This is a genomic window from Citrobacter sp. wls716 (genome assembly GCF_005280975.1).
Lineage (GTDB): Bacteria > Pseudomonadota > Gammaproteobacteria > Enterobacterales > Enterobacteriaceae > Citrobacter > Citrobacter youngae.
Window position 1 is genome coordinate 532,630 of the sequence record NZ_SZWX01000021.1, and the last position, 11,587, is coordinate 544,216.

Sequence of the window (11,587 nt, forward strand, 5' to 3'; positions counted from 1 at the left end):
AAAGGTCGTCATAGTACCTATTCAGCGCTCGAAACGGTAGCGGTGCAAGCAGTACAACCGCGCTGAAAATAAAAAAACAGACCCAGTTAATTTCGTTTGAGATGGCAAGCACAACATGAGTGAACATTTAGCGGTTGAGAATAAGCGGGGTCTTTCTCCGGCTGCACTACTGGTCGCCGGGGCCTTCTTTATGGAGTTCATCGATGGCACGGTGATTGCGACGGCCCTACCCGATATGGCAAAAAGTTTCGGCGTGCAGGCCGTTGATCTGAACATCGGCATCAGTGCTTATCTGATCACGCTGGCGGTTCTCATCCCTGCCAGTGGCTGGATTGCCGATCGTTTTGGTGCCCGAAAAGTGTTTACCCTGGCACTGGCGATCTTTACCTTCGCCTCAGTCTTATGCGGACTCGCCACCAGCATTGAAGGCTTTGTGGCAATGCGCATTTTACAGGGTGTCGGGGGGGCACTGATGGTGCCGGTCGGCCGCCTCGCCGTTCTGCGTACCACGCCTAAACACCAGTTAATCACCGCAATCGCCACCCTGACCTGGCCTGCCCTAGTGGCCCCAATAATTGGCCCCCCCCTGGGCGGATTTATTACCAGTTACGCCAACTGGCGCTGGATCTTCTTCATTAATGTGCCGCTGGGGTTGCTGGCGATTGCGCTGGCGCTGCGTTTTATCCCGGATATTCATGATGACGAGCGACGCCCGTTCGATTTTCCCGGTTTTATTGCCACATCGGTCGCGATGGTCAGTCTGGTATATGCGATGGAACTGCTGGGAACCCAACAGCCGCAGGGCTGGTTAACCGCGGGACTTCTGGCACTTGGAATAGCCACGTTCCTGTTTGCCCTGCATCATTTTCGCCAATCCGCATGGCCGATGATTCGTCTGGATGCCATGCGCGTGCCTACATTTCGTGTCACGATGTACGGAGGCTCGCTGTTTCGTGCCTCTATCAGCGCGGTACCCTTTCTGTTGCCACTGATGTTTCAGGTTGGGTTTGGTATGAATGCTTTCCATGCCGGTTCGCTGGTGTTGGCCGTGTTTGTTGGCAACCTAACGATTAAACCCGCTACTACGCCGTTAATACGCTGGTTAGGCTTTAAAAAGCTGCTGTTGATAAACGGTGCGCTTAATGTGCTGGCGCTATTGGCGTGTGCGCTGATCACGCCGCAAACTCCCGTCTGGGTAATATTACTGGTGCTGTATCTGGGCGGCGTTTTTCGCTCAATTCAGTTTACCGGTGTCAGCACGTTGGCATTTGCGGATGTTCCTGCATCGCAGATGAGCTATGCCAATACGCTGTTTAGTACAGCGACGCAACTGGCTGTTGGATTAGGGATTTCGTTGGCGGCTATCGGGATCCGTATCGGGGATCAAGTGAGTGAATGGTTGTCACTGGGTGCGATACCCGGCATCAGTTTCCGGCTGGCATTCGTCGCTATCGCCATGATTTGCCTGATAGGAATGGTTGATACCCTGCGCCTTACCCGCGATGCGGGAAGCGCAGTGTCAAATAAGCGTCGATAAGCCCGATAGTTCGCGCCATCGGGCCAACCGGGTTTAGCCAATAACTTCACGGACAAAGGCTTCGATCGCTTTATCCTGACAGTTTTCAAAGAAACACTGCTGGAAACGTGGGCCTGAAACGGCGGTTTTCACCAGTTCAGGATCAATAGCGCGCAGGGTATCAAGATAATTTTCTTTTACTACTGCCGCTTTCACCTGGTTTAAAATCCCCGCATTACGCACCTGCGGGTCTTTCCGCTCCGGCGGATAACCTTCACCATTACGACCGGTAAACGCTTTTTCAAACATATACCGGACGTTCAGTTCAGCCCCCCAGCCAAACCCTTTCGCAAAGGCCAGCGAGAGCGCATTACCGTTGTTGATCTGCGCAAACAGGAACGCATCCGCGGGATCAAGGCAGTAGCCACACACCACGCCCGGGTGAATATTCAGTGACATCATGGCCCCCTGACCCGTACCGCAGCCCGTGACAACGAAATCAACCGCTTTTGAATTGAGCAGAATGCTGGCCATAATCCCTAAATGGATGTAAGTCAGATGGTGATCATTTTCGTCGCTCATCCCGACGTTGAACACCGGAAAACCCTTTTCATCCGCGACAGACTTAAGCTCATGGTGAATGATCGCGTTTTTGCTTGCCTGGCTGTTTTCCATCATCAATGCAATTTTCATTGTGTATTCTCCTGAATGCGTCGCGGGGGGCCCGCCGTAAGTCATGACATTTCAGCCACATTACTATTTAGCAAATCAGCTTTCAAATTTTATGAAATTAAGTTTCATAAAATATCGAGATGCTCACGGTTTTTACGCCAGCCTTCAGAATTGACTCATAAACAGGGGGTCGTTGCGATTAATCACAGGTGATCTTCTGGCTATTCAGGCCATTGATTAGCCGTGATGTATGTCAGGATAGCGTATCACCGATTTTTCAGAGCGATTTCATGAAGACCTTTATTCTTGCCCTCTTACCGCTCATGCTGACGGGATGCACCATCACCAGACAGGCTCAGGTCAGCGAAGCCAGCAGCATTACCGGCGTGGTTCGCCTGACTTACAACCAGGCCATGCTACAAACAGCACGTACCGACGACTATGTTGCTCAGGGAACGGCGACAAAAGCATGTCAGCGCATGGGTTATGCCAGTGCAGTCGGATTTGGCCAGCCGGTTGCGACCTGCAGCGTTTATGCGGGTTCTCTGTGTTTGAATACCAAAATCACGCTGTCCTGGCAGTGTCACGGTGTTGCCGTACCACAAACTTCCACTTTCCATTATTAATCATTCCGACCAGCACATCTGCTGGTCATCTATTCTATTTTTATTTATATCATCAATTTAATAGCGTTAATGCGTTTTATTCCCATTCGCATTTTTAATAAATAAATTTATTATTTTACCTTTTGCAAATAATTAAATAACAAATTATAGTGGCGCCACGTCAATATATAATAACGTTCGTGGAGCAGAACCATGCTGAAAACAGAAATGATCGACAAACTGAATGAGCAAATGAATCTTGAATTATATTCATCCCTGCTCTACCAACAGATGAGTGCGTGGTGCAGCTATCACAGCTTCGAAGGTGCCGCCGCGTTTCTGCGTCGCCACGCCCAGGAAGAAATGACGCACATGCAGCGTCTGTTCGATTACCTGACGGATACCGGCAGCCTGCCGCGTATTAATACTGTTTCTTCACCGTTTGCAGAATATGCGTCCCTGGATGAGCTGTTCCGTGTAACCTATGAGCACGAACAATTGATCACGCAGAAAATTAATGAACTGGCGCATGCGGCAATGACCCACCAGGATTATCCGACCTTTAATTTCCTGCAATGGTATGTTGCTGAGCAGCACGAAGAAGAGAAGTTATTTAAATCTGTCATCGATAAGTTATCGCTGGCCGGTAAAAGTGGCGAAGGTCTTTATTTCATCGATAAAGAACTGGCAACCCTTGATACACAGAATTAATGTTGTTGGGTAACGGTGGCTGTTTGCCACCGTTATTCGAGAATCTTAGTGACGGCAGATCTTGCTTTCATGCGTAGAGAAGCCGTCTTCTTTGGCAATAAACTTCCCCTTCGCCGCTAAAAACGCGACCAGCTCACCCGCCGTCATGCCTTCTGCTGAACAGGTGTGAAAACGTGCCTGCTCACCAAAACGCGCGGTAATTGCCGCCTCAAGGCTGGCATGTGAATACTGCTCACCAGATTCAATCATCATGTTGAGCACCTCGTGACCGTGAATAGATTCCATACTACCTCCTCAATAAAGCCCGTAGCCTAATGTGAACCGTACAACGCTGCTTTGCGCTAACGCAGGTTTATGCGGGCAGAGAGCAGATAAATATCATTTTTAATACATCTTAAGCCCCAAACATCTGTAAACATTAATATACAGCATTTGTAACGGTGATTTGACGAAAATAGCGTTATGCCTTAACCTTCGCCGCAGATATAACCGTTGATTATCTCTGGGACAGAGGAAAGCGTGAAAAACAGAACCCTGGGTAGTATTTTTATCGTGGCGGGAACCACGATTGGTGCCGGTATGTTGGCAATGCCGCTGGCGGCGGCAGGCGTGGGGTTTAGCGTCACGCTGGTGTTGTTGGTTGGGTTATGGGCCCTGATGTGCTACACCGCGCTGTTGCTACTTGAAGTGTACCAGCATGTACCGGCAGACACCGGGCTTGGCACACTGGCAAAACGCTATCTGGGTCGATACGGGCAGTGGGTAACGGGCTTTAGCATGATGTTCTTGATGTATGCCCTGACCGCCGCCTACATCAGTGGTGCAGGCGAGCTGCTGGCCTCCAGCATCAGCGACTGGACCGGAACCAGCATCTCGCCCACCACAGGCGTATTGCTGTTCACCTTTGTTGCCGGTGGCGTGGTATGCGTCGGGACTTCACTGGTTGATTTATTCAATCGTCTGTTGTTCAGCGCCAAAATCATCTTCCTGGTGGTAATGCTCGCGCTGTTGATGCCGCATATTCATAAGGTGAACTTGCTTACCCTGCCGCTTCAACAAGGCCTGGCGCTTTCCGCGATCCCGGTTATTTTTACCTCATTTGGTTTTCACGGTAGCGTGCCCAGCATCGTCAGCTATATGAACGGCAACATCCGTAAACTGCGCTGGGTGTTTATCAGCGGTAGCGCCATCCCGTTAGTAGCCTATATTTTCTGGCAACTGGCCACGCTCGGTAGCATTAACTCGTCAACATTTATGGGACTTTTAGCCAATCACGCTGGCTTAAACGGTTTGTTACAGGCATTACGTGAAGTCGTGGCTTCGCCGCACGTCGAACTGGCTGTGCATCTGTTTGCCGACCTCGCACTGGCAACCTCTTTCCTCGGTGTCGCACTGGGGTTATTTGATTACCTGGCAGATCTCTTTCAACGCCGTAATAGTGTGGCCGGCAGAATGCAAACTGGCGTCGTGACGTTCCTGCCACCGCTGGCATTTGCTCTTTTCTATCCACGGGGTTTTGTCATGGCGCTGGGATATGCAGGCGTTGCTCTGGCCGTTTTGGCTCTGTTGATCCCCTCCATGCTGGCCTGGCGGAGCAGAAAGCACAATCCACAGGCAAACTACCGCGTAGTGGGTGGCACGCCAGCGCTGGCGCTGGTCTTTATTTGCGGTATCGTGGTGATAGCAGTGCAGTTTTCTATTGCCGCAGGATTACTACCAGAAGTGGGTTAAAACAAAGGGGCTTTCGCCCCTTTCTGTTAATGCAAACAGCACTGCTTATATTTCTTGCCGCTGCCGCAGGGACAAGGGTCATTGCGCCCTACTTTGGCATCCACTTTCACCGGTACTTTGACTGGCGTTTCCTGAGGATGCGCCATCCAGTAAGCATGCAGGTCCAGCGCAGCCAGGCGGATGGCATCGACGCTCTCTTCAAACGCTTCAGGTGTCAATTTCTCAACCACCGCAAAGTTCTCTTCCGTACCGTGCAGCGCAATAGCCTCAAGTGCTGGTTTTAACGTGTCCGGTAACGCGGACCAGTCTGACAGTGCAACGCCGCGCATATAACCAAAGCACCACTCTTCAACGATAGTCAGCTCATGCTCTTCAATTTCACGCAGGCCGAACAGCGGTTCAAACTGCTCCGGGAACTCATCCAGACGATCGGCCGTATCCGCCATATGCTGGAACGCCAGATTCATAAAACGCGCCATTTCTTTTTCGGAGGACCAGCGCGGAACATACTGTGCACCGCCCCAGATAGCGACCAGCCACTGCTCCGGCTCGATCTCATACGGTGAACTGAGCACCGCCGTCAGTAAGCCATCCAGCTCTGACACATCCAGAATAGACTTGTCCGTATTGTACTTAGTCAGCACATCATCCAGCCATTCCAGCTCGCTCTCGTTTAGTGGTCCCGTTTTCATAACGCTTTTCCTTAGTAAAAATTCTTGCCTGTGATTATCTTACATGGCTGGTGGGATAGCAGATCCAAATGGGCATGAGCGGCTTACAGGTACCGCCAATTCAGGTTAACAGGAAACGAGGGGAATTCCGGTAGTTAACGCACAAAAGGGAGCATCAGCCGCGGGGCATCATACGCGGAAAACAGAACAAAACCACCCGAAGGTGGTTTATTGTGGCTCAATACGGTTCAACGTTGCGGTATATCCCGTTTTCGCCACCGCGTTAAGTAGCGTATCGGTAGAAAATCCCTCCGGGACGATAGCCTCTGCCTGCCGGGTCTTGAGCGAAGATTTGGCTTTAATCACCCCATCAGTTTCACGTAACGCCTGATTGACCGAAATGACACATAACGAGCAGGTCATATTTTGGATATCCAGCACCACTTTCTGATTGGCAGCCTGAGTCCACAATGGCAACAGCAAACATGCGATTAACGTAATAATCTTCACTCAAACACCTCATAAAACCAGGCCACGATCGTGGGGTAAAACAACACGGGCAGAATCAGCGCCAACGCACACCAGTAAAGAACGCGCGCTTGCTTCAGGGACAGCCATCCGGAACACCATAGCTTTTTAGAAAAGTAGAGTCGCCAGAAAACGCGTAATAATAGCCCTAAGGACAGCAACATCAGAGGAACGCGCAGAAACTCAAACTGAGTGAACACGGCAAAGCTCGCCGCCGAAATACCAAACAGCAGATACAGCAGCGGTCCGACGCAACATAAGCCAGCCGTGACGGCAGCCGCGGCGGCCGTCAGCAGGGTCAATCCCGCCCCTTTAGCGTTGTTCTGTTGCGACATAGTGGTAAGAGAACGCTTTCGGGTCATAGAAATTGATGGGGTCACCGTCTACTTCAGCATAAGGATAACCAAAGTTGTTCATCGCTCCCTGCTCAGTAGCCGGGTACAGTTCAAAGTCACGACCATAGTTGAAGCCAACCCAGTTCATTTCCCAGTTGCCAAACAGATAGGTATTCACTGCCTGGACGTCCGCATCCTGATGCGTTTTTTTCTCCGCCAGACGCATTTTGGTTACATCGGCCGGATCGCAAGGTAACCAACCGTAACCCGCCAGGTAGAACTCCGCACGGCAGTGCTGTCCCCCGCTAACATCAGCAACACCTGCACTGTCGGCTTTGCCAAATGCGCTTTTTGAGTAGCGCTCCAGCTTGTTTGCTTTCCCCAGACGAATCCCGAACAATTCACGTGCAGGAATGCCGCTGGCTCGGGCCAGGGCGACAAAAACTGAGCTCATGTCGGTGCATTTGCCCTTGAGCTTTCCGCTTTTCAAAATCTCCGCGACATCCCCGGTTCCGCAGCCGATAACGTCATTATCACGCTCCATATGACTGCTCACCCACTCGTATATCAGGCGAGCTTTTTTCAGCGGATCTTGTTCATTACCGGTAATTTTACGCGCCGTTTCCAGGACCTGCCCATCAATCGGTGTGTGCGTTGTTGGCAGCAGATACGGTTTTACATCCAGCGGATACGTAATCTGTTCCGGTGCTTGCCAGTTTTTTAGCGCGTCATGTTGCAGTGGTTCCCAATCGGCTGTCTCAATGTCGAGATCAACCTTGATCAGCAGTTCTCCCTGCGAGTCAGGCCAACTGGCAAACAACGTTTTCGCGCCATAAGCATTGTTGGTTGTGACGTACGCCTGTTTATAATTGCCGCTAAAAGCAAGATTCGTCATTTGCTGGAATGCGGTATCGACCGGCAAAGGGATCCACAACTTCACGACACCATTCGACCCCTTTGGTGGGTTGAGCTTATACGTTTGCGATAGCACAAAGCGCCGACGTGCCACAGGCACGATTGCAGGCTCAGCAGCCTGGACCGTGCGGCTAACAATCGAAGGGCCGACTATACCGGCGGCGGAAAGGAGAACGCTATTTTTGAGAAATTGTCGACGTTGCATTGCTATCTGTCCATGTTATGAGAGTTGAGCGGCGGCTGAATAACAAACCGTAGGCGATCATCACAGCAGACAGACGCTTCCATAAAAAGGCGAGTCGATGGAGGTTATTCATCAATAACAGACCTGTTAACTGTGAATGAAATAAGAAACTACGTGGTCGCCATTAAGCCACTTACCGGCGAGAAAGTACAGTAATGGCGGCATGAAGATCCCTCATTCTCATTAAGGAAAGACCGCCGAAAACCTGTCTATATTTAAACGCAGGCACTTCCACATGTAGTCCTCCGCTTTCATGTTTCATACACTGAGGGGAAGTCAAAATGGCGATGAGAATACTGTCTATTGATGGCGGTGGCATCAGAGGCATCCTGCCAGGTATGCTATTAGTCGCACTGGAGAAAAAGTTACAAGAAAGAGCAAAAAAGCCAACAGCAAGAATCGCTGATTATTTCGATTTAGTTGCAGGCAGCAGTACTGGTGCCATCCTCTGTTCTGCCTATGTGTGTCCCGACGCGACAGGAAACCCCAAATTTTCCGCACAGGAAGCCGTCAACTTCTATCTTCAGGACGGCGATGAGATTTTTGACGTCGGCATTTGGAAAAACATCACTTCATTAGGCGGTGTCAGTGATGAAAAATACTCGGCAACGGAACTGGAGCGAGTATTAAAAACAGCCTTCGGTGATACGAAACTGAGTGAATTATTAAAACCAACCTGCTTTGTTGCTTATGATGTCAGCAGTCGTCTTCCTGTGATCTTCAAACAACACTCTGCCGTAGCCAAAAAACGGGATTTTCTGGTCAGAGATGTTTTACGTGGTACCTCCGCGGCACCAACGTACTTCGAAGCAGCGCGTATTTACTCACTTCCCCCATTGCCGCAAAAGTATGTCCTGGTCGATGGTGGTGTCGTGGCGAACGATCCAGCACTGTGTGCCTATTCCGAGGCGATTAAGTTTTCAAACGTCGCTGGCATCAAAGACATGATCATTGTCTCTCTGGGTACCGGTAAAAAGCTGCAGGGTTATTCATATTCAGAGGTTAAAGACTGGGGACCCTTTGGCTGGGCGAAACCCGCTATCGATATCGCGCTCGAAGGCGGTCCGCAGATGACTGCCTACTATTTACAACAAATCGCCTCAACGGTAAAAAACGCAAAATATTACAGGCTTCAACCCGAATTATATGGTGCCGATCCAACGCTGGATAACGCATCGCGAGAGAATTTAGAACGGCTGCATAACGCAGGACTGCAAAATGCAGCGGAATTCGACAAGACGTTAAATGAAATTGCCGCATTGTTAGTTAGCAACGGCGGGATTTTTAACTTCCAGGGATAAAACTGCCCCTGAGAACAGAGAACTAAAACCTATCCTGGCAGACGTCATTGGCGCAAACAGTTTGAGCACTGCCCAGCGGCGAAATGGCAAGCAAAATAGCCCTGATGGGATAGGTTCTGAATCAAAATATATACACATGGGTGCCAAGTTTACGGGCTAATCCCTTCGCTCCCTCGCGCATTACCGTATCGTGGTTCCAGCGAAATACCGGCGCCGCCAGTGGGGCAAGTATATTCATCCAGCGAATCGTGGTTCGTACATTCCAGTCGTACCTGACAATCGTCTCCTTACCGGTATCAATAAAAGACCATACCCCGCGCCCTTCAACCTCGCCGCTGGCAGCACCTTCAAGAAGAGAGTACTGCATAATATTTAATACATTGATATCAAAGGTTAAACGATACGGAAGTACACCCTTCCAGGTGTAACGATGCAACGCTCCGACCCCCTGTATATCGCCTTTCTTGATCTCAACAACACGCTCAAGGCTTCTCCACCATTCTGGCCACTGATCCGGGTGGGAGAAAACATCCCAGACATCCTGCAGTGAAGCCTCAACCCGCCAGACTGTGGAAAACTGATAGTCAGTCATCGCCTTCTCTCCCCTATGGGGTGAAAAATCTGCGGCACCTGCCTGTGCTACGAACAGGCATAATCACCTGTGAGCTGTTTTTATTATAGTGCTTAATACAGCCAGGCCCTCCAGAATCACCGCCTCAGCCGCCAGAAAATGGTTTTACCGCCCGGATTAGAGCGCCATTAAACGCTATACTTTAATAGCCACATTATTTATGAGTATTTATCATGAAACTGCCACGGGTATTTTCATGCGCCGTCCTTGCACTACTGCTGTTGACGTCTTCATCTGTTGCAGCCGGCACATCGCAACGTCAGGCTCAACGAGAGCAAGAATTGAGTGCTGCGTTAGCTGCCGGCAATGGTGTTATCGTGATTGGCGGCGCGGATGATTTTGCGTTTACGCTCAGAGCCCGTAGCCGGATCCACAGACCCTTTGCGATTGAGGATGGCATTAACGATCCCCTCATAATGAGCGGTTTCCAGGACCACAACGATAACCCCGCCCGTGATGGGTTCATGAACAACCCGGCCCGGAGAGGGTTTATGCTGAGCACGCCTATTCGCCGATAAGCGAATGGGCTAAATCATGTTGGTGACTGGGCCGTTTTGGCGGTTTTGCTTTATTGGTGGGTATTGTGACGCACGCTACTAGCTGTCAGTAAGTTTCAGGCACAAAAAAACCACCCGTAGGTGGTTTCACGACACTGCTTATTGCTTTGATTATTCTGTTCTTTCCCATGGTACCCGGAGTGGGACTTGAACCCACACAGCGCGAACGCCGAGGGATTTTAAATCCCTTGTGTCTACCGATTCCACCATCCGGGCTCGGGAAGAAATTGGAGGCGCGTTCCGGAGTCGAACCGGACTAGACGGATTTGCAATCCGCTACATAACCGCTTTGCTAACGCGCCGAAATCTTCTGGCTTTACAGCCAAACATCCGCAAATGCCGATGTTTTAAATTTGGAGCGGGAAACGAGACTCGAACTCGCGACCCCGACCTTGGCAAGGTCGTGCTCTACCAACTGAGCTATTCCCGCATCACCAAGTAACTTTGTTAATCACTTGATTTTGTTATCGTCTGGCAATCAGTGCCGCCGTTCGATGCGTTGCATTCTACTTACCTGACGCAATGAGTCAACGATATTTTTCACCACTGACGATCGTTTGCTGAAATTTGCGGCGAAACGATCACTGATCAAGCAAATCTCCCCGTGCAGCGCTCAAATACTGGAACATTGACCATAAAGTCAGAATCGCGGCGACAAAGAAAAGTGCAATCCCGGCATACTCTACCCAGATATTTGGGCGCCACAGCAGCCATGCCAGCGCCGCCATTTGCGATGTCGTTTTGACTTTACCGATCCACGACACCGCCACGCTGCTACGCTTGCCAAGTTCTGCCATCCATTCACGCAGCGCTGAAATGATAATTTCTCGCGCGATCATCGTGGCGGCAGGCAATGTCACCCACCAGCTGTGGTAGTGCTCCGTCACCAGCACCATCGCAATAGCCACCAGGACTTTATCTGCCACCGGATCGAGGAACGCCCCGAAACGTGTGCTTTGGTTCCAGCGGCGCGCCAGAAAACCGTCAAACCAGTCGGTAACGGCTGCGATACAGAAAATCAGCGCACAAACGAAGGGAGCCCAGGTGAATGGCAGATAAAACGCCAATACAAAGAATGGGATCAGAATGACGCGAAACAGCGTGAGCAATGTAGGGATATTAAATTGCATATGACGGATAACTATCTGTTGTCAGTGAAATTACCCCTAT

Annotated in this window: 14 protein-coding genes and 3 tRNA genes; 6 read left to right on the forward strand and 11 right to left on the reverse strand. The window is 50.4% G+C overall.

Translation table 11 applies throughout. The features are described from left to right. Positions 1–115 precede the first annotated feature (115 nt). Entirely contained in the window at positions 116–1,537 is a 1,422-nt protein-coding gene (locus FDX24_RS05245; protein ID WP_048211339.1) for an MFS transporter, read from the forward strand. Between the two features lie 33 nt (positions 1,538–1,570). Here the strand turns inward: FDX24_RS05245 and FDX24_RS05250 are convergent, their stop codons facing one another. Further along, a complete protein-coding gene (locus FDX24_RS05250) occupies positions 1,571–2,209 on the reverse strand; it encodes an RpiB/LacA/LacB family sugar-phosphate isomerase (RefSeq protein ID WP_061068094.1) in 639 nt (212 codons plus the stop codon). 269 nt (positions 2,210–2,478) lie between these two features. Between FDX24_RS05250 and yecR the strand changes: the two genes are divergently transcribed. Together yecR and ftnA are read left to right on the forward strand one after the other, a co-directional pair. After that, complete coding sequence (gene yecR / locus FDX24_RS05255) at positions 2,479–2,814, forward strand: YecR family lipoprotein (protein WP_048211338.1); 336 nt, start codon at positions 2,479–2,481, stop codon at positions 2,812–2,814. A 192-nt stretch (positions 2,815–3,006) separates the two neighbouring features. Then, a complete protein-coding gene (ftnA, locus tag FDX24_RS05260) occupies positions 3,007–3,504 on the forward strand; it encodes a non-heme ferritin (RefSeq protein ID WP_005127719.1) in 498 nt (165 codons plus the stop codon). A 45-nt stretch (positions 3,505–3,549) separates the two neighbouring features. Here ftnA and FDX24_RS05265 read toward each other — a convergent pair whose 3' ends face one another. After that, positions 3,550–3,789, reverse strand: coding sequence for a YecH family metal-binding protein (locus FDX24_RS05265; RefSeq protein WP_005127720.1), 240 nt, complete (start codon positions 3,787–3,789; stop codon positions 3,550–3,552). A gap of 234 nt (positions 3,790–4,023) precedes the next feature. Here FDX24_RS05265 and tyrP point away from each other — a divergent pair, with 234 nt between their 5' ends. Further along, positions 4,024–5,235: a tyrosine transporter TyrP gene (tyrP, locus tag FDX24_RS05270; protein ID WP_048211336.1), complete on the forward strand. Its 1,212-nt coding sequence runs from the start codon at positions 4,024–4,026 to the stop codon at positions 5,233–5,235. Between the two features lie 26 nt (positions 5,236–5,261). On the opposite strand, the gene FDX24_RS05275 is transcribed toward tyrP, so the two are convergent. The 4 genes from FDX24_RS05275 to FDX24_RS05290 all read right to left on the reverse strand — a co-directional run bounded on the left by FDX24_RS05275 (position 5,262) and on the right by FDX24_RS05290 (position 7,889). Next, positions 5,262–5,927 (reverse strand): YecA family protein, encoded by a 666-nt coding sequence (locus FDX24_RS05275; RefSeq protein WP_115601825.1) that lies wholly within the window; start codon positions 5,925–5,927, stop codon positions 5,262–5,264. A 207-nt stretch (positions 5,928–6,134) separates the two neighbouring features. Continuing rightward, positions 6,135–6,416: a heavy-metal-associated domain-containing protein gene (locus FDX24_RS05280; RefSeq protein ID WP_048211334.1), complete on the reverse strand. Its 282-nt coding sequence runs from the start codon at positions 6,414–6,416 to the stop codon at positions 6,135–6,137. Continuing rightward, positions 6,413–6,769 carry a mercuric transporter MerT family protein gene (locus FDX24_RS05285; protein ID WP_048211333.1) on the reverse strand — a complete coding sequence of 119 codons (357 nt, stop codon included), beginning with the start codon at positions 6,767–6,769 and terminating at the stop codon, positions 6,413–6,415. The genes FDX24_RS05280 and FDX24_RS05285 overlap by 4 nt, the downstream gene beginning before the upstream one ends. Further along, positions 6,747–7,889: a transglutaminase-like domain-containing protein gene (locus FDX24_RS05290; RefSeq protein WP_061068097.1), complete on the reverse strand. Its 1,143-nt coding sequence runs from the start codon at positions 7,887–7,889 to the stop codon at positions 6,747–6,749. The genes FDX24_RS05285 and FDX24_RS05290 overlap by 23 nt, the downstream gene beginning before the upstream one ends. A 320-nt stretch (positions 7,890–8,209) precedes the next feature. Here FDX24_RS05290 and FDX24_RS05295 point away from each other — a divergent pair, with 320 nt between their 5' ends. Next, positions 8,210–9,229, forward strand: coding sequence for a patatin-like phospholipase family protein (locus FDX24_RS05295; RefSeq protein WP_137363921.1), 1,020 nt, complete (start codon positions 8,210–8,212; stop codon positions 9,227–9,229). Between the two features lie 121 nt (positions 9,230–9,350). Here FDX24_RS05295 and FDX24_RS05300 read toward each other — a convergent pair whose 3' ends face one another. Further along, positions 9,351–9,821, reverse strand: a complete 471-nt coding sequence (locus FDX24_RS05300; protein ID WP_101742204.1) for an SRPBCC family protein — start codon at positions 9,819–9,821, stop codon at positions 9,351–9,353. Between the two features lie 212 nt (positions 9,822–10,033). Here FDX24_RS05300 and FDX24_RS05305 point away from each other — a divergent pair, with 212 nt between their 5' ends. Continuing rightward, positions 10,034–10,378, forward strand: coding sequence for a hypothetical protein (locus FDX24_RS05305; protein ID WP_137363922.1), 345 nt, complete (start codon positions 10,034–10,036; stop codon positions 10,376–10,378). 168 nt (positions 10,379–10,546) lie between these two features. On the opposite strand, the gene FDX24_RS05310 is transcribed toward FDX24_RS05305, so the two are convergent. The 4 genes from FDX24_RS05310 to pgsA form a co-directional block, all read right to left on the reverse strand. Continuing rightward, positions 10,547–10,633: transfer RNA gene (locus FDX24_RS05310), tRNA-Leu, on the reverse strand. A 12-nt stretch (positions 10,634–10,645) separates the two neighbouring features. After that, positions 10,646–10,719: transfer RNA gene (locus tag FDX24_RS05315), tRNA-Cys, on the reverse strand. A 52-nt stretch (positions 10,720–10,771) separates the two neighbouring features. Then, positions 10,772–10,847, reverse strand: a tRNA-Gly gene (locus FDX24_RS05320). A 151-nt stretch (positions 10,848–10,998) separates the two neighbouring features. Beyond that, the gene (gene pgsA, locus FDX24_RS05325; protein ID WP_003030490.1) at positions 10,999–11,547 is read right to left on the reverse strand and encodes a CDP-diacylglycerol--glycerol-3-phosphate 3-phosphatidyltransferase; all 549 of its coding nucleotides are present in this window, start codon (positions 11,545–11,547) and stop codon (positions 10,999–11,001) included. Between the last annotated feature and the right edge of the window lie 40 nt (positions 11,548–11,587).